This window comes from Paucihalobacter sp. (assembly GCF_036825875.1).
Classification (GTDB): domain Bacteria; phylum Bacteroidota; class Bacteroidia; order Flavobacteriales; family Flavobacteriaceae; genus Paucihalobacter.
Window position 1 is genome coordinate 196,493 of the sequence record NZ_DAISXK010000001.1, and the last position, 18,391, is coordinate 214,883.

The 18,391-nt window shown below is 34.6% G+C and carries 18 protein-coding genes; 10 read left to right on the forward strand and 8 right to left on the reverse strand.

Annotated elements, in window-relative coordinates; all coding sequences use genetic code 11:
* Nucleotides 1-50 precede the first annotated feature (50 nt).
* Genes V7Z48_RS00905 through V7Z48_RS00915 form a run of 3 tightly spaced genes read right to left on the reverse strand, consistent with a single transcriptional unit; the run spans nt 51 to nt 2,256 of the window.
* On the reverse strand, nt 51-1,136 hold the full coding sequence (locus V7Z48_RS00905; RefSeq protein WP_334111498.1) for a hypothetical protein: 1,086 nt from the start codon (nt 1,134-1,136) through the stop codon (nt 51-53).
* Complete coding sequence (locus tag V7Z48_RS00910) at nt 1,117-1,671, reverse strand: hypothetical protein (RefSeq protein WP_334111499.1); 555 nt, start codon at nt 1,669-1,671, stop codon at nt 1,117-1,119. The genes V7Z48_RS00905 and V7Z48_RS00910 overlap by 20 nt, the downstream gene beginning before the upstream one ends.
* Before the next feature lie 12 nt (nt 1,672-1,683).
* The gene (locus tag V7Z48_RS00915) at nt 1,684-2,256 is read right to left on the reverse strand and encodes an RNA polymerase sigma factor (RefSeq protein ID WP_334111500.1); all 573 of its coding nucleotides are present in this window, start codon (nt 2,254-2,256) and stop codon (nt 1,684-1,686) included.
* Nucleotides 2,257-2,486: 230 nt separating this feature from the next.
* Here V7Z48_RS00915 and lon point away from each other — a divergent pair, with 230 nt between their 5' ends.
* The 3 genes from lon (at nt 2,487) to cmk (ending at nt 6,745) form a co-directional block, all read left to right on the forward strand.
* Nucleotides 2,487-4,937, forward strand: a complete 2,451-nt coding sequence (lon, locus tag V7Z48_RS00920) for an endopeptidase La (protein ID WP_334111501.1) — start codon at nt 2,487-2,489, stop codon at nt 4,935-4,937.
* Between the two features lie 90 nt (nt 4,938-5,027).
* Nucleotides 5,028-6,047, forward strand: coding sequence for a type IX secretion system protein PorQ (gene porQ, locus V7Z48_RS00925; RefSeq protein ID WP_334111502.1), 1,020 nt, complete (start codon nt 5,028-5,030; stop codon nt 6,045-6,047).
* The gene (gene cmk, locus V7Z48_RS00930) at nt 6,047-6,745 is read left to right on the forward strand and encodes a (d)CMP kinase (protein WP_334111503.1); all 699 of its coding nucleotides are present in this window, start codon (nt 6,047-6,049) and stop codon (nt 6,743-6,745) included. The genes porQ and cmk overlap by 1 nt, the downstream gene beginning before the upstream one ends.
* 44 nt (nt 6,746-6,789) lie before the next feature.
* On the opposite strand, the gene V7Z48_RS00935 is transcribed toward cmk, so the two are convergent.
* Nucleotides 6,790-7,167, reverse strand: a complete 378-nt coding sequence (locus V7Z48_RS00935) for a LysM peptidoglycan-binding domain-containing protein (RefSeq protein WP_334111504.1) — start codon at nt 7,165-7,167, stop codon at nt 6,790-6,792.
* 267 nt (nt 7,168-7,434) lie between these two features.
* On the opposite strand from V7Z48_RS00935, the gene rpsA reads away from it, so the two are divergent.
* The 5 genes from rpsA to V7Z48_RS00960 all read left to right on the forward strand — a co-directional run bounded on the left by rpsA (nt 7,435) and on the right by V7Z48_RS00960 (nt 12,121).
* Complete coding sequence (gene rpsA, locus V7Z48_RS00940; protein WP_334111505.1) at nt 7,435-9,276, forward strand: 30S ribosomal protein S1; 1,842 nt, start codon at nt 7,435-7,437, stop codon at nt 9,274-9,276.
* A 126-nt stretch (nt 9,277-9,402) separates the two neighbouring features.
* Nucleotides 9,403-9,942 carry a bifunctional pyr operon transcriptional regulator/uracil phosphoribosyltransferase PyrR gene (gene pyrR, locus V7Z48_RS00945; RefSeq protein WP_334111506.1) on the forward strand — a complete coding sequence of 180 codons (540 nt, stop codon included), beginning with the start codon at nt 9,403-9,405 and terminating at the stop codon, nt 9,940-9,942.
* Nucleotides 9,943-9,946: 4 nt separating this feature from the next.
* Nucleotides 9,947-10,876: an aspartate carbamoyltransferase catalytic subunit gene (locus V7Z48_RS00950; RefSeq protein ID WP_334111507.1), complete on the forward strand. Its 930-nt coding sequence runs from the start codon at nt 9,947-9,949 to the stop codon at nt 10,874-10,876.
* A 3-nt stretch (nt 10,877-10,879) separates the two neighbouring features.
* Nucleotides 10,880-11,212, forward strand: a complete 333-nt coding sequence (locus V7Z48_RS00955) for a ribonuclease Z (RefSeq protein WP_334111508.1) — start codon at nt 10,880-10,882, stop codon at nt 11,210-11,212.
* Nucleotides 11,213-11,215: 3 nt separating this feature from the next.
* A complete protein-coding gene (locus tag V7Z48_RS00960) occupies nt 11,216-12,121 on the forward strand; it encodes a ribonuclease Z (protein ID WP_334111509.1) in 906 nt (301 codons plus the stop codon).
* On the opposite strand, the gene V7Z48_RS00965 is transcribed toward V7Z48_RS00960, so the two are convergent.
* A complete protein-coding gene (locus V7Z48_RS00965) occupies nt 12,111-12,527 on the reverse strand; it encodes a hypothetical protein (RefSeq protein WP_334111510.1) in 417 nt (138 codons plus the stop codon). The genes V7Z48_RS00960 and V7Z48_RS00965 overlap by 11 nt on opposite strands.
* A gap of 97 nt (nt 12,528-12,624) precedes the next feature.
* On the opposite strand from V7Z48_RS00965, the gene pdxH reads away from it, so the two are divergent.
* On the forward strand, nt 12,625-13,272 hold the full coding sequence (pdxH, locus tag V7Z48_RS00970; RefSeq protein ID WP_334111511.1) for a pyridoxamine 5'-phosphate oxidase: 648 nt from the start codon (nt 12,625-12,627) through the stop codon (nt 13,270-13,272).
* A 222-nt stretch (nt 13,273-13,494) separates the two neighbouring features.
* Nucleotides 13,495-13,989 carry a CAP domain-containing protein gene (locus V7Z48_RS00975; protein ID WP_334111512.1) on the forward strand — a complete coding sequence of 165 codons (495 nt, stop codon included), beginning with the start codon at nt 13,495-13,497 and terminating at the stop codon, nt 13,987-13,989.
* Between the two features lie 555 nt (nt 13,990-14,544).
* Here the strand turns inward: V7Z48_RS00975 and V7Z48_RS00980 are convergent.
* The 3 genes from V7Z48_RS00980 to V7Z48_RS00990 form a co-directional block, all read right to left on the reverse strand.
* Nucleotides 14,545-16,455, reverse strand: coding sequence for an OmpA family protein (locus tag V7Z48_RS00980; RefSeq protein WP_334111513.1), 1,911 nt, complete (start codon nt 16,453-16,455; stop codon nt 14,545-14,547).
* An 11-nt stretch (nt 16,456-16,466) separates the two neighbouring features.
* Entirely contained in the window at nt 16,467-17,384 is a 918-nt protein-coding gene (locus tag V7Z48_RS00985) for a PorP/SprF family type IX secretion system membrane protein (RefSeq protein ID WP_334111514.1), read from the reverse strand.
* Between the two features lie 12 nt (nt 17,385-17,396).
* The coding region (locus tag V7Z48_RS00990) for a gliding motility-associated C-terminal domain-containing protein (protein WP_334111515.1) at nt 17,397-18,391 on the reverse strand (995 nt) is incomplete at its 5' end.

The window sequence follows — 18,391 nt, forward strand, 5'->3', positions numbered from 1 at the left end:
AAGTGTTTGATTTATTTTTGGTTCTCTAAAGCTTTTATGGTCTTAGTGAATTAATTTTCTTTAAAAGTGATGCTGCCATAATCTGAATTGATGACAACATGGTTGCGCGTATTGTTGTTTTTTACAGATCCTTCGTAATATTTACTAAAAGATTCTACACGCTTCTTTTCAAAATTAAAAGTATCGGGATGCTTCAACGAAGCGTATTCCAAATCTATTTTAAACCTAAATTCATAATCTTGATGATAACCGATGGTGATACCAACAAAATTGGAATTAATTTTAACCAATTCAACATTAGTTCCCAATTTATCAACTTTTAAAGATCCGTAATCGGCTTCTATTTCTAAGCTTTTGTAAACGTTACCAAGTCTTAAGGTTAAATAATCGCCATTGCCTTTAACATGGTTAACATCGTTAGCGGTAAATGAGCCATAATCGCAATTATAATTTAGTTTTTCGGCAATTTCAATTACCGATTTGGTATAATCGGCAACCACCTCGAGCGATTTGGTTTTTCCAACGATAAAACTGCTGTAATCGGCATCTATTTTTCCTGTATTTATATATTCGAAATACGAATTATTGGTATAGTCAAAAGTTAGTAAATTGTTTTCAGCCAAAAGTTCTTTGGTAGTAATTTTGCCATAATCACAGTTAATGGTTGCCTTTCCTTCAAGAGTATCTAAGTAAATGCTACCATAACTATTGTCAAGATTTACGCTGTTTGTGATTGGTAATTTAATGGTGTAGTTGATTTCGAGATTTACATTATTGTTGTTTCCCCAATTCCACCAACTGCTTAAACTTCTTTTCTTAATATTTGTTTTGGCCGTTACTAAGCTTGAAGTATTGCTAAAATCGATGTTTATATCGTCTAATCTTTCTTTTACTTTATCAGGACTATTCCCATTGGTTTTTATATGAACCTCAATTAAAACTTTATTACCTGTATAGGTGGCAATATTAATACTTCCATAACTGTTGTTAACCTTTAAAAGTGCATCGCTACTAACGGTAAACTCCTTATTAATTGTTTTTTCTTCGGTGTGTTTGCCTTTCCAATTCTCATGAGCATTGATAGTACCTATACTCATAAAAACTGCCAAACAAATTTTATATAATTGTGCTTTCATTGGATTGATTTTTAAAGTTGTTAATGTTTTCAATTTGTTCTAATACGTTTTGTAAAATTTCTATTCTACTTTGAAAATTGCTGATCATAGCATAAATAACACGCTTGTCTTGACCACTATTTTTTAAATCTGTTTTAAGCGTTACGTATTCTTTCTCAAGAGACGCTAGTTGTTTTAATGCGTCATTAATTAAAATTTCAGTTTCAGGCGTGCGCTGCTCATTAATTTTATTTAATTCGGAAGCGATTGTTTGTGTGAAAAAATCTTGGGTGTTTGACATTTCTTCCGAAACACTTGCCAAATCAGATTCTGATGAACCTTGATTAAACACAACAAAAAGCCCTAAACAGATTATTATACTTGCAGCGACTGCGATTATTGGTTGTAAATAACTAATTCTGGATGTTGACTTTTTTGAAACGGACGCTATGTTCAGTTTTTCTAAGAATCGCATTTCGTGATCATCCATCAATTGCTCAGTATCGAACTCAGCCGAATGATTATCGAAAATATTTTTAAGTGGATCTGGATTCATAATTTATAATTTTTAACTCGCATGTTGCAATTTTTTTTTCAAACTAGCCTTGGCTCTCGATAGTAAAGTGCGACAATTGGCATAACTAATATTTAAAATTTCGCACATCTCATCGTAATCATAACCTTCAATATAGTGCAGTGTTAAAGCCATCTCATAACTTTCTTTAATGGTGGATAAACTATTCTTTAAAGTACTAGCGTTAATATTTTTGTAAGAGCTAGTGTGTTGTTCCTCCATCGCTTCTTCAAAATCGCTGTCATCTTCAATTTTATATAATACTTGATCAATACCAACTTCTATATGGTTTTGTTCACGCTTGTAATAGGATATACTGTTGTTCACAACGATACGCTTTAGCCAGGCACCAAATGTTTCTTCATTTTTAAGATCGTTTAACTTTGAAAAAGCCGTTAAAAACGATTCTTGCATGATATCTTCAGCAATAAATCTGTCCTTTACAATTCTAAATGATACATTATACATAGCTTTGCAATAATTGTTGTATAACATCATTTGCGACTTGCGGTCACCATTTTTACAGCGTTTGATGAGTTCCTTTATATTTTTGTTGGTTGTTGACAAAAAAACAATTGTTTGGTATAAAGATGAAGTTATACAATCTTTGTTACACTTTTAAATATTTTTTTTTCGTTTCATGAGTTGTAGTGGCATAACTATTGAACTTAAGATTCAGTATTCAAGACAAAAAATAAACGTAAAAAACTGATATTATGAAAATTGAATATATTTATAAACTTTTATAAAAATTGCATTCTGTTTTGTTTAAATGACAGAATGACCTTAAATATACTATGGCTAAATCTAATTTTATAAGTCTTGACAGTTTGTCATTTCAGGATTTTGATGAGAATTCAGAGTTAATTCCGTTAATGACTCCCGAAGACGAAGCAGAAATAAACAACGAAATATTACCAAACGCACTACCAATTCTGCCATTGCGAAACACAGTTTTGTTCCCTGGCGTGGTTATTCCTATAACTGCCGGAAGAGATAAATCTATCAAACTGATAAACGACGCCAACAAAGGCGGAAAAGTTATTGGCGTGGTGTCACAAAAAGATGTCGATGTTGAAGATCCTGGAATTAATGACATTTATAGAACTGGTACAGTAGCGCGTATTTTGAAAGTGTTAAAAATGCCCGATGGCAACACAACGATTATTATTCAAGGTAAAAAGCGCTTTGAGGTTAACGAGATTACTTCAGAAAAACCATATATCACAGCAACCATAAAAGAAGTTCCCGAGGCGAAACCAGCGATCGATAACAAAGAGTTTTCAGCAATTATCGAATCAATAAAAGATTTGGCACTTCAAATTATTAAGGAAAGTCCGAACATTCCAACCGAGGCTACCTTCGCTATTAAAAACATTGAAAGCAACTCGTTTTTGGTGAACTTCGTGTCTTCTAATATGAATCTCTTGGTGAAAGAAAAGCAAGAGTTATTAGAGATTAACGACCTGCAAGCACGCGCTATGGCGACGCTCAAATACATGACTATAGAGTTTCAAAAATTAGAATTGAAAAACGATATACAGTCTAAGGTTCAAAGTGATATCAACCAGCAGCAACGCGAGTATTTTCTGCATCAACAAATGAAAACCATTCAAGAAGAATTGGGTGGCGTTTCTTACGATGAAGAAATTGAAGAAATGCAAGAACGCGCCAATAAAAAACGTTGGACTTCGGAGGTTGAATTGCATTTTAATAAAGAATTAGCCAAGCTGCAGCGTATGAATCCACAGGTCGCTGAGTATTCTATTCAACGAAATTATTTGGATTTGTATCTGGATTTACCATGGAATGAATACAGCAAGGATAAATTCGATTTAAAACGCGCCATGCGTATACTAGATCGCGATCATTACGGATTAGAAGACGTTAAAAAACGTATTATCGAATACTTGGCCGTCTTAAAACTCCGTAATGATATGAAGTCACCGATTTTGTGTTTTTATGGTCCACCAGGCGTTGGTAAAACATCGTTGGGTAAATCCATTGCAGAAGCTTTGGGCAGAGAATATGTGCGTATGTCCTTGGGTGGTTTACGAGATGAAGCCGAAATTAGAGGTCACCGAAAAACCTATATAGGAGCCATGCCCGGGAGAATATTACAGAATCTAAAAAAGGCGCAAACATCCAATCCTGTGTTTGTTTTAGATGAAATTGATAAGCTTTCAAATTCGCATCAAGGCGATCCGTCGTCTGCCATGCTTGAAGTTTTAGATCCAGAGCAAAACAACGATTTTTACGATAATTTTTTAGAAGTTGGATTTGATTTGTCTAAGGTGATGTTTATTGCGACTTCAAACAGTTTAAATACCATTCAGCCTGCTCTACGAGACAGAATGGAAATTATAAATGTTACAGGTTACACCATCGAAGAAAAGGTAGAAATAGCCAAACGTCACCTGCTTCCAAAGCAGTTAAAGGAGCACGGACTTAAATCAAGTCATTTAAAAATAGCCAAACCACAATTGGAAAAGATTGTCGAAGGTTATACCCGTGAATCTGGTGTGAGAGGTTTGGAAAAACAAATTGCTAAAATGGTAAGGCACGCAGCCAAAAACATTGCAATGGAAGAAACCTACAACATTAAGGTGACGAACGAAGATATTGTAACTGTTTTAGGCACTCCAAAGTTAGAACGTGATAAATACGAAAATAACAATATTGCTGGGGTCGTTACAGGATTAGCATGGACCAGTGTTGGCGGTGATATTTTGTTTATTGAATCAATACTGTCAAAAGGAAAAGGAACGCTAAACATTACTGGTAATCTTGGTAAAGTGATGAAAGAGTCGGCCACCATAGCAATGGAATATATTAAGTCCAACGCAGACGATTTTGGTATTGATCCAGAGGTATTCGAGAAATATAACGTCCATATTCATGTGCCAGAAGGTGCAACGCCAAAAGATGGTCCAAGTGCTGGAGTTACAATGCTAACCTCCTTGGTATCCTTGTTTACACAGCGCAAAGTTAAAAGTAGTTTAGCCATGACAGGTGAAATAACCTTAAGAGGAAAAGTATTACCGGTTGGTGGAATAAAGGAAAAAATTCTAGCTGCAAAACGCGCACGCATCAAAGAGATTTTATTGTGTGAAGAAAACCGAAGCGATATAGCTGAAATTAAGGCCGATTACTTAAAGGGACTTACATTTCATTATGTGAGTGATATGAGTGAAGTATTAAAATTAGCACTGACAGATCAAAAGGTAAAAAATGCTAAAATTTTGTAATTCTTCGGAGCATTTCGTAGATAAATTACAGGCTAAAAAATAAAATATTCTTGCAAACGTTTTAAATAAGATTTAGTTATTTTGCAGCCTATGATAAAGCCGATTGCCGCTATTGCTTTTTTGTGCTCTTTTGGTTCAATTTTTGGGCAAATTGGAGGCGAATCGACTTATCAATTCCTCAATTTAATTTCTTCACCTAGGCAAGCGGCATTAGGTGGTAAAACCATTACAAACTACGATTACGACGTTACTGATGGGATTTATAATCCAGCCTCTATTAACGAAGACATGGATAATCAGTTGGCGCTTAATTATTCAAGCTATTTAGGTGGTATAAGTTATGGCACAGCGGCTTATGCCTACACTTGGGATAGGCATGTGCAAACTTTCCACATTGGTGTTAATTATATAAACTATGGCAGTTTTGATGGCTATGATTTAAACGGTGTTTCTACCGGGTCGTTTTCTGGTAGTGAAGTTGCACTTTCCTTGGGTTATGCCTACAATATTCCTTTTTCAGATTTTTATATAGGAGCCAATTTAAAGTTGATAACCTCGCAGTTAGAAATTTATAACTCTGTTGGTGGTGCTGTCGATTTTGGTGCCATGTATATAAATGAGAAACTAGATTTTAGAGCGGCACTTTCAGTTCGAAATTTAGGATCGCAGTTTAAAACTTACGCAGGGTTAAACGAGCCATTGCCGTTTGAAGTAATTTTAGGATTGTCACAATCTTTGGAAAATGTGCCGATTAGATGGCATTTAACTTTTGAAAACTTGCAAAGATGGCCATTGGCAAGCTCTAATCCAGCGCGAACAGAGACTGATTTAGACGGCAATCAAACACCGGAAAAAGTTGGTTTTATAAATGAATTGATGCGTCACACCATAATTGGAGCCGAATTATTTCCCGAACGTGGTTTCAATATAAGATTAGGTTACAGTTTTAGACGCGCAGACGAACTGCGTATTGAAGACCAACGGAATTTTTCGGGTTTGTCCTTTGGTGTTGGTATTAAAATGAATAAATTACGTTTTAGTTACACTCATGCACGATATACCAGTGCTGCCAATAGCAGTTTTTTTGGTTTGCAAATAGACTTGAGATAATGTCAAAAAAAATCACCATAGCGATAGACGGATTTTCCTCAACGGGAAAAAGCACTGTTGCCAAACAATTAGCAAAGGCATTGGAATACATTTATGTAGATAGCGGTGCGATGTATAGAGCAGTTACTTTATTTGCCATGCAAAATGGCCTGATTTCAAATGATAGTTTTGACAAAGCAAACCTAGTAAAACAATTAAAGGATATTACTATTTCGTTTGAATATAATCCCGTTAAAGGTGTTGCTGAAGTTTATCTTAACGGAATAAATGTGGAATCAGATATCCGAACTTTGGAAGTGTCTAATTTTGTAAGCCATATTGCCGAAATATCTGAGGTACGTAAAAAACTAGTAGAACAGCAGCAGCAATTTGGCAAAAATAAAGGCGTTGTTATGGATGGTCGTGATATTGGAACTGTTGTGTTTCCAGATGCCGAGCTTAAAATTTTCATGACCGCTTCTGCAGAAACTAGAGCACAACGTCGTTTTGAAGAACTAAAAACAAAAGGCGATAGTGCCAACTTTAGCTCGGTTTTAAAGAATATACAAAAAAGAGATTCTATTGATACCAATAGAGATGATTCGCCATTAGCTCAAGCAGAAGATGCGATTCTATTCGACAATTCCAACTTAAGTGTTGAGCAACAATTTGAAGCTCTATTGCAGCTTGCCAAGGAAGCTATTTTAAAAATTTCATAAAAAAAGCGACCGTCTGGCCGCTTAAATCAATTTATTTAGTAATTCTATACATTTGGTATGACCAATTCCTGATTTGGGTGAATCATATCAGGGTTTTTTAGTTTATCAGTATTGGCTTCAAATATTTTCGTGTATAAACTCGCTTTTCCGTAATATTTCTGAGCAATTTTACCCAAAGTTTCTCCTTGCTTAACGGTGTGTCTGTGAAAAACCGAGGTATCTTCAACTTTAATATCAGCCATGATATCCGATGGATTATCACCACCTATTTCCTTTATTTTATCCCATATTAGGTTTTTTTCGTATTGGGTTTTGGCAGTTCCTGTAACATGTAATTTACCGTTTGCTTCCTTTACGTCACCGTTTTTGATATTTAAACTATGTCCTAAGTCTAAAACCTTTTGGTATTTTGCTTTATTCATAATATCGTCTTTTTAATTATTGTAGCTTAAAGATACTAATAAATGTCAAAATTTCAATAAGTTATGTATTATTATTTTCTTAAGCTTTTATCATATTTTATCGGTTCAATTTTATTTGTATTTCAGACAATTATATTGTATTTTTGCGCTCCTTTTGGCGAATAGTATGGAATAGCAAAAGGAAAACGACAAAGAATCAATAACACTTCTGTTTGTTATTCGTTAAAGGTTCCATAACAATCAGAATACAAATTAATTAATCAGCATATGGCTGAAGAGCAAACAAATCCAGCTGGTCCCGAAACTACGGGAGTAGCAATCGAAGCAGTAGTCGAAACTCCTGTGGTTTCTGAAAAAAAAGTAAGTCCAGAACAATTCTTAAAGGATTTTAACTGGCACAATTACGAAGAAGGAATCGACGAAGTAGATGACAAAAAACTTCAAGAATTCGAAAAATTAGTATCCGAAAATTTTGTTGACACATTAAACGACGAAGTTGTTGAAGGTGTTGTTGTGCATATTTCAGATAGAGATGCCATTATTGACATCAATGCAAAATCTGAAGGCGTAATATCCTTAAACGAATTTAGATACAATCCAGACTTAAAAGTAGGTGATAAGGTTGAAGTACTTATTGACGTGCGTGAAGACGCTACCGGTCAATTGGTATTATCACATCGTAAAGCCCGCGTAATTAAGGCTTGGGATCGCGTAAATGCAGCGCACGATAGTGGCGAAATTGTAAACGGTTTTGTAAAATGCAGAACTAAAGGTGGAATGATTGTAGATGTTTTTGGCATCGAAGCATTTTTACCAGGTTCTCAAATAGATGTGAAACCTATTCGCGATTACGATCAGTACGTAAATAAAACAATGGAATTTAAAGTGGTTAAAATTAACCATGAATTCAAAAACATTGTCGTTTCTCATAAAGCGCTTATTGAAGCGGATCTTGAAGAACAGAAAAAAGAAATTATTGGTCAATTAGAAAAAGGTCAAGTGTTAGAAGGCGTTGTGAAAAACATCACTTCTTACGGTGTATTTATTGATCTTGGTGGTGTGGATGGTTTAATTCACATAACAGATTTATCATGGTCAAGAATTAATCACCCGAACGAAATAGTTGAATTAGACCAAAAATTAAACGTTGTTATCCTTGATTTTGATGAAGATAAATCAAGAATTCAATTAGGTTTAAAACAACTAAGCAAGCACCCTTGGGAAGCTTTAGGTGAAGAAGTAAAAATTGGTGACAAAGTAACAGGTAAAGTAGTTGTTATTGCAGATTACGGTGCATTTGTTGAAGTTGCCGATGGTGTTGAAGGCCTAGTTCACGTAAGTGAAATGTCATGGTCTACACACTTGCGTTCTGCTCAAGATTTTGTTTCTGTTGGAGATGAAATTAAAGCAGTTGTGCTTACTTTAGATAGAGAAGACAGAAAGATGTCTTTAGGTATCAAGCAATTAACGCCAGATCCATGGACAGATATTACTGGAAAATATCCAGTAGGTTCAAAACATGTTGGTGTGGTTCGTAACTTCACAAACTTTGGAGTTTTTGTTGAATTAGAAGAAGGTATCGACGGGTTGATTTATATCTCTGATTTATCTTGGACTAAGAAAATTAAACATCCAAGTGAATTCTGTACTGTTGGTCAAAAGTTAGATGTTGTAGTTCTTGAACTTGATGTTGAAGGGCGCAAATTAAGCTTAGGTCATAAACAGACAACTGAAAACCCTTGGGATAAATACGAATCTGATTTTGCACTTGATACAGTTCATCAAGGTGAGATTTTAGAAGTAGTTGACAAAGGTGCAACTGTTCAATTTAACGAGGATATTCTTGCTTTTATTCCTACACGTCACCTTGAAAAAGAAGACGGTAAGAAATTAAATAAAGGTGAAAGTGCCGAGTTTAAAATCATTGAATTTAATAAAGAATTCAAAAGAGTAGTAGCCTCACATACTGCGGTATTTAAAGAAGAGGAAGCTAAGATTGTCAAAGCAGCAGTTAAAAAAGCTGAAGCAGCAGCAGACGAAGCTAAACCAACTTTAGGTGACGCCAACAATGTGTTGCAAGCACTTAAAGATAAAATGGACGGGAAATAATAAACCCTCGCATTAGTAAATTAAAAAGCCTTTCGTCTTCACGAGAGGCTTTTTTTATAAATAAAGTGAATTGCTAACTATTAAAATTTAGTTTAACTTTACCAACCATAAAGAGATTCTTACTATATGAGTCAAAAAGTACTGTTAACAGCCAAGGAAATTGATATCATTCTAAATCGATTGGCTTGTCAGCTTATTGAAAATCACAATAATTTTAACAATACCGTTTTAATTGGTATTCAACCTCGCGGAAAATATCTAGCCGACAGATTGGCTTCTATGCTAAAAGTTGATTACGGTATTGAAAATGTTCAACTTGGGCACCTAGACATCACTTTTTTTAGAGACGACTTTAGACGCGGCGACAAACCACTTGAAGCTAACAAAACTCATATCGATTTTATAATAGAAGACAAAAATGTAGTTTTTATTGACGATGTCCTGTACACAGGCAGAAGTATAAGAGCTGCATTAACAGCTATACAATCCTTTGGAAGGCCAAAACATATAGAGTTGCTAACTTTAATAGATAGAAGGTTTAGTAGACATTTACCAATTCAACCGGATTATAGAGGTAGGCAGGTAGATGCCATTAGTAACGAGCGAGTAATTGTAAATTGGAAAGAGAACGATGGCGAAGATGCTGTCTATCTCATAAATAAATAAACCTATGAGCGTATTAAGTGTTAGCCACTTATTAGGAATAAAATACCTCAAGCCCGAGGACATTCAATTAATTTTTGAAACTGCCGATCAATTTAAAGAAGTCATAAATCGACCCATCAAAAAAGTACCTTCGCTTAGAGATATTACCATTGCCAATTTATTTTTCGAAAATTCCACCCGCACAAAACTATCATTTGAATTGGCTGAAAAGCGATTATCAGCCGATATTATTAATTTTTCGGCAGCACAATCTTCTGTGAAAAAGGGTGAAACCTTAATCGATACGGTTAATAATATCCTTTCAATGAAAGTAGACATGGTGGTTATGCGGCATCCCAACCCTGGAGCTGGAGTATTTCTATCAAGACATATCAATGCCACCATTATAAATGCTGGCGATGGTGCTCACGAACATCCTACACAAGCACTTTTAGATTGTTATTCAATAAGAGAACGCTTAGGAAATGTAGAAGGAAAAAAAGTAGTTATCGTTGGCGATATATTGCATAGTCGTGTGGCATTATCTAATATTTATGCTTTAAAAATGTTAGGTGCCGAAGTAATGGTATGCGGTCCAAAAACCCTATTGCCAAAATTCATCGGAGATTTGGGAGTGCTTGTTGAAACCAATCTTATCAAAGCATTAAACTGGTGCGATGTAGCTAATATGTTACGCGTACAGAATGAACGTATGGAAATAAATTATTTTCCTTCCACAAGAGAATACGCGCAACAATACGGCGTCACCAAAACTATTTTAGACAAACTAGATAAAGAAATTGTAATAATGCATCCAGGACCCATCAATCGCGGTGTGGAAATTACCAGCGATGTTGCAGATTCAAGTCATTCCATAATTTTAAATCAGGTAGAAAATGGCGTAGCCATTAGAATGGCTGTAATTTATTTATTAGCATCCAAAATAAAACTTTAAAATATGATTATAGATAGCAGCGGTGTCAATGTAATTATCACGCACCAAAACGAACCCATAACAGATTTTGTAAACGAGATTAATGGATCTTATCCGAAGTTCAAAAACGATAATATCATTATTAATTTATCGAGTTTGAAAGCATTTAGTTTAGACGATATGCTTCAATTTTTGTTGATATCAAATAAACATCGGGTCAAAAAGCATTCATTTGTAATTGTTACCAATAAGTTTAATTTTGATCTTACTCCAGACGAATTAATTATTGTCCCAACTATGCAGGAAGCACAAGATATTATTGAAATGGAAGATATTGAGCGTGATTTAGGATTTTAGTAAATGAAGCTAACCATATTAGGCTGCCACAGCGCAACTCCAAGAATAAATTCCAATCCAACTTCTCAAGTTCTCGAAATAAACAATCATATTTTTTTGATTGATTGTGGCGAAGGCACGCAAATTCAACTCAGAAAACACAAAATTAAGTTTGCAAGAATAAAGCACATATTTATTTCTCATTTACACGGCGACCATTATTTTGGTTTGGTTGGGCTAATTTCAACCTTTAGATTGCTCACGCGTGAAGCTGACTTAAATATTTACGCACCAAAAGGATTAAAAGAGGTTATCACCTTGCAAATGAAATTATCCGATTCATGGACGAACTATCAATTGATATTTCACGAATTAGAATCCCAATCCTCCGAATTAATTTTTGAGGACGACAAGGTTGAAGTATATACAATTCCTCTCAACCACCGAGTTTATACCAACGGCTTTTTGTTTAAAGAAAAAGCAGCGGAGCGAAAGTTAGACATGAATGCAGTTTTAAATGCCAATATTGATAAGTCTTATTTCCGAAAACTTAAACAAGGTTTTGATGTCGAAAACGAAAAGGGCGAAACCGTAGGCAATGCATTAGTCACGAAAAATCCACCAAAACCAAAATCCTATGCATTTTGCAGCGACACAATGTTTCATCCTGAAATAATTTCTGTAGTAAATAATGTGAATGCGATCTACCACGAATCAACTTTTTTAGAAAGTCATAAGCATTTATGCGAACCAACTAAGCACAGCACTGCCAAGCAGGCCGCTGAAATTGCCAAACAAGCCAACGCCAAAACGCTAATTTTAGGTCATTATTCAACACGATATGATAATTTAAATCTCTTCAAAAAAGAAGCACAAACCGTTTTTAAAAATGTTGAACTAGCTGAAGATGGTGCGGTATTTAATTTTTAAATTCCTTCAGATTTGTTATCCATACAATAGCCTCATCTAAACTAGTGCAACGTTTGGTACTTTTGTAGGTAAGCCTTTTTTCAATTTCGGCATTTAGGCTTCCAAATTTATTATAGGAAACAATGGCACTAGCTACAATCATATTGTAAGTATTGTGAAATTTATCCCACAAACTAGGATCTACAGAATACGAATTAACGCGATTTGATATATAACCAAGTTTGGGATTGTTGCCGTAATGTTCAACAACCATCATAGCTACAATTTCAATTTTATCCCAGGTATAATCGATGCCTTCGTTAATTTCAACAATTATAAATTGGTCACAGAAATAAAATACACCAAAATCTAATGTTAGTTTTTGATGTTTAAAAATAGATGCAGGTTCAGATGTTTCAAAAATCAAGGGGTCGTTTTTTAAATCAGAGCCGAAGTTATATAATTTTCGTTATAATCAAAGCGGTAATTTTTATTATGGTTAATTTTGAAATAAAAAACGCACGATGAATAATGATTTAAGCAATTATAGAAAATCTTACGAGAGTAAAGCTTTATTAGAATCCGATCTGCCTGAAAACCCATTAGAGTTATTTCAAAAATGGTTTTACGAAGCCGACAAGAATTTCCCAGAAATAGAAACCAATGCTATGACGCTTTCAACGATTGGTTTAGACGGATTTCCAAAGGGTAGAGTAGTGCTACTAAAGAAGTATACGTACGAGGGTTTTATTTTTTATACCAATTACACAAGCGAAAAAGGCAAAGCCATTCTAAGAAACAATCAAGTGTGTCTATCATTTTTTTGGCATGGAGCCGAACAGCAAATTATTATTAAAGGAAAAGCTGAGAAAATAGCTGATAATTTAAGCGATGGTTATTTTGAATCGCGACCAAGAGGCAGTCAATTAGGTGCCTTAGTTTCCGATCAAAGTGAGGTTATTGAAAGCAGAGAATTTATTGAGGCAAAACTTAAAGCTTTAGAAAGTGAATTTGAAGGAAAAGAAATACCACGTCCACAGTATTGGGGTGGATTTATTGTAAAACCAGTAGAGATAGAATTCTGGCAAGGACGACCAAACAGACTCCACGACAGAATACGTTATCAATTACAAAATGATTTCAACTGGAAAATTGAACGACTCTCACCTTAGTTTTTTTTAAGGCATTGTGCAATATGTTTAATAAAAAAAACATCGATGAAATACATTTAATTTAGCCATAACGTTCAAAAATTAAGTTTAAGACGGCAAAACATCGACGAAATGCATACTAAAACGATAAAATACATGCATTTCATCGATTTTAACATTTTATTAAGAGTTTAAACAAAAGTAGCGGTTAATTTTACTATACCAAATCTAAATAACCCTACTATGAAAGTTTTTAAAACACTGCCGTTATTGGCAATTGTGGCTTTATTCAGCTTCACATCTTGCTCAACAGAAAGTTTTCCGGAAGAAGTTAGTACCATAAATATTAACAACGCACCTCAAGCCAAGGTGATAGAATTGGAAATTTTAGAACTTATAAATGAACATAGAATTAGCATCGGATTAACACCTTTGGTAAATCACAATATAATTAAATCGGTCGCTTTTACTCATACAGATTATATGATAGAAGTTGACAATGTATCTCACGATAATTTCTTTCAAAGAAAAGCTAGTTTGCAACAACATGCGAGCGCTTCAAAGGTTTCAGAAAATGTTGCCTTTGCTTTTAACTCTGCTGAATCTGTTGTAAATGCTTGGATTAATAGTGATTCCCATAGAGCTACCATTGAAGGCGATTTTACCGATTTTGATATTTCCGCCGAACAGAATGCACAAGGAAAATGGTATTACACCAACATTTTTATCAAACGATAATTGGGATTAGTTTGATTAATAGCAGAAAAAGCCACAACGAAAGTTTGTGGCTTTTTTGTTACATCGCATTTCGGGTATTATTTATCTAAAAAGGTATTAGATTAGCACCGTTTTGGTTTCAGTAGATCTGCGACATCGGAGGGATATATTTGATAGTGTATTCTTCCTACAGTTTTGCTGTTTTATGAATATTCTTGTATTGCTATTTAATACACCGCCAACTTATTATTTCATTAATTTCTTGTCCTGCAGATAGCGTTGATTTTCGCTGATTTGTTCTGCATATTTCTTCGACATCAGCGAGAATTTCTTGTATATTCTGAATACATTTGATGATTACTGAAGTACTTTGTTGCCTTCTTTTATAGCGATTAATTGTTGAGTTTTTTTGGTTGATATTAATATAAATATTATAAAACCTAATAGCTATTGAAACTATCAAAGTTTTAAATAGACATTTTTTTTATTTAATAAATGAAGCATAAGACATAATCAAAAGTAAAAAAGCCACCTTTAACGGGTGGCTTTTAAAATTCAAATATGTTAAGCTAAAAATTATTCTTTTAAGATATAGAAGTATGAACGACGGTTAAGTTGGTGCTCTTCTGCGCTACATCTAACGCCATTTGAACATTTGTTAAGCAACTGTGTCTCGCCGTATCCTATAGCGCTTTCTATGCGCTCTGGTGCAATTCCACGAGATAATAAATAATCTCTTGTCGATTTAGCGCGTCGATCGGATAATTTCATATTGTAGCTATCACTTCCTCTACTGTCAGTATGGGATTCAATTTTGATTACCATAGTTGGGTGCTTACGTAAAACATCTACAATATTTTCTAATTCATATTCAGCATCGGTTCTTATGTTCCACTTATCAAAATCGAAGAAAATTGGGTTAATCACAATCTGATTATCCATAATTAATGGTGTTAAATACAAATCGGCTTCAATTACTTTGCCATTATTGTCATCTGTTTTAACCACAGTTTGATCTTCTTTATAATCGTCTTTGCTTCCAACAACCGTGTAAATTTGGTTGCAGTCTACTTCAAATTCATAAGTACCTTCTTCTGTGGTAGTTAGTTTTTCAATAACTTTTCCATTGTTATCAATTAATCTCACTTCAACACCTGGAAGCACAGCATTCGTTTTAACGTCTCTAGCAATTCCTTTTATTATTTGAGAACACACATAACTGTTAAACTGATAAATATCATCACTGCCAAGACCTCCAGGTCTGTTAGATGAAAAATATCCTTTAGAAGTTTCTTCATCTAAGAAAAATGCAAAATCATCATATCCACTGTTGTAGGGAGCTCCCAAATTTTCAGGTTGGGCATCGCTTTCTTTTAAGATATTTGATTTAAAAATATCTAACAGTCCCAAATTTAAAAATCCATCGGTTGAAAAATACAAGGTATTATCTTTGCTCACAAATGGAAACATTTCACGGCTTTCGGTATTTACATTTGGCCCTAAGTTCATAGGTTCGCCATAAGTTCCGTCTTCAAGAATATCAACTTCATAAATATCGGTTTGTCCAAAACCGCCTTCTCTGTCCGATACAAAATATAGTTTTTTATTATCGGGACTTAAGGCTGGGTGACCTGTTGAAGATTTAGCATCGTTAAATGGTAATTCTTTAATATTATCCCAAGTACCGTCATCCGATAGTGTCGCTTTATAAATTTTTAGATGAGAAGTTCCTTTTTTGTCATAATCCAATTTGTTGCGTTTGGTAACGTTATCCCTTGTAAAATAAAGGGTTTTTCCATCATTTGTTATAGCAACGGTTGCTTCGTGATAATCGGTGTTTAGTTTTTCAGCATTGATAAAATCTGGAGTTCCAAATTTGGTTTTGCCGTTTTCTTCAGAAACAGATACCTCAAAAATATCTAAAAATGGTTCCTTATTCCAGCTGTAAACTTTGTTATTTTCATCAGCTTTAGAAGATGCGAAATACAACTTTCCATTATTGATATAGGATCCAAAATCTGAATTGGCAGTATTAAAAGGAACACCTTCAATATTGACAACTTTTTCGGTGTTAGCTGCAAACTTCTCTAAAATGTCAACTTCATCTGGATTGTAGCCTTTAATTCTTGTATCAGACGTTTGAATGGATTGAAATGTTTTTGTCCATACATCAGCTTCGTCATAATTGCCAACACTTCTTAAGGCCTGAATATATTTATAAATATATTCTGGATGAACATCTTTATATTTTTTAAGTGCCTTACCGTACCATAGTGCCGCATTTTTTGTATCGGAGTTGTTGTAATAACAATCGCCAAGTCTGGTTAATACATGTGCACTGCTATCGCCTTTAGCGACGGCTTCTTGATAGAGTTCTGTTGCTTTTACATAGCCATAGTTACTAAAAAACTTATCAGCTAATTTTTTCTGAGAAAATCCGAAAACGGTACTCAGAGCAAAACATAATGTTATTAATTTTAGTTTCATTGTGATAGGTTTTAGAAGTATCTTGGTGATTTAATTCGTTTACTCTTAAATACTTCGAACATTAATAGTATTTCGTGGGTTCCTGAGGTATAAGGTCGCAAATCTGAAATTGGATATTCGTATGCATAACCAATTCTAAGTTGTTTAGAAACTTGAAAGTCTGCAATACCGCCTAAAGCTCCTGCCTGTTCATTTACGCGATAAGCTGCGCCTAACCACAACACTTCATTAAATAAGAAATTTGCGGTTATATCGAACGACAATGGTGCTCCATTGGTTCCTTTAAGCATGAATGCTGGTTTAAATTTTGTGCTTTCGCTTAAATCAAAAACATAACCACCTGTAAAATAATAACTCACGCGCTCTAAAGCAGCGAAACCATCGTCAGGATTAAGGTCTGTGGTTAACATTCTAGGTGCAGACAAACCCAAATACCATTTATTGGTGTGCCAATATAAACCAAAACCAGTGTTAAAGGTCCATCTATTTTGAATTCCAAAAATGGTTGGATCAAAAGATTGGTCATTTTGAAAAGCAGCGTCTAGGCCATAATGGGTAAACCCAGCTTTTAAACCAAATGCTAATTTAGTTTTTTCCCCAGTTTGAATTGTATACGAAAAGTCGCCATAGATATATGAGAAATTTTCAAAACCAAGTTGATCGTCTATAAAAGAAAGACCAAGTCCAATTTTTTCATTTTTCAATGGGCTATGAACAGACAGCGTTGATGTTGAAGGGCCACCTTCTAAGCCAACCCATTGACTTCTGTGAAGGCCAACAACACTTAGTGTTTCTCTACTTCCCGCATAGGCAGGATTAATAGCGATTGTATTATACATATACTGGGTAAATTGAGGTAGCTGTTGAGCTAATGCCATCCAACTACTGGCCAGTATAAAAGCTGTTATGTAATACTTTGATAACTTCATAGGTTAAGATTTTTATTTTGTAGCAACGTAGATTGGTCCTGTGAAAGGTCTTAATCCACTGTTTCTAAGTTTTACGATATAATAGTAAGTTCCAGTTGGTACTTTTCCGGCATTACCTACAGAGGATTTTGATGTTTCGCCACCCCAGTTGTTTTGGTAATTTTTGCTTTCAAATATTTTAGCGCCCCATCTATTAAAGATTTCAACTTCTACAACAAATCCGCAATCTTCAATACCAGTAACGGTAAAGAAATCGTTAATCAAATCGTTATTAGGCGTTACTGCTTTTGAGATTTCCACATCATCTTCTCCACAAGATAGTACAACACAATCATCGTTAACATTTAAATTGAGTATTACTTGGGTGAAACAAACATCATCGTTTGCATTGTATCTGAAAGTATAGTCACCTAACTCAACATTTGAAGGATCGAATAGACTGCCATCTAAGTCTGCATTCCCTGTTACCACTGTCCAAGTTCCGCCTTGAGAAATATCATTTGGCAAGTAATCAAACAGATCTACTTCTATATCCTCAATACATATTGAAGCCTGAATTGCAGATACATCAACTTTTACAGATACATTGATGGTTTGAGTAAAAATGGATTCATTGCCACAATCGTCGGTTACTGTCCATTCTCTAATGATTTGATAATTTTGTGGTACATCTGTTTGAGTTGAATTTTCAATGAAAACAACAGAAATATCATTTGAACAAGCATCTTCAAATACTAATTGAGGTACTTCTGGAATATCATTACAAATAGCAAATATATTTGTTTCGAACGCATTCGTTAAACTAGGAGCGGTCGTGTCTCTTACACTGATAATTTGTGTGTGCACAGTTTCATTACCACATTCGTCGGTAGCAGTCCAAGTTCTAGTAATTATAAATTCCCCAGCACAGTCTCCATTTGAAGTTTCTTCTCCAAAAGTAACTTCAGCAATACCGCAGTTATCAGTTGCTGTTAAAGTTTCAGCAGTTGGAATAGCATCACATTCAA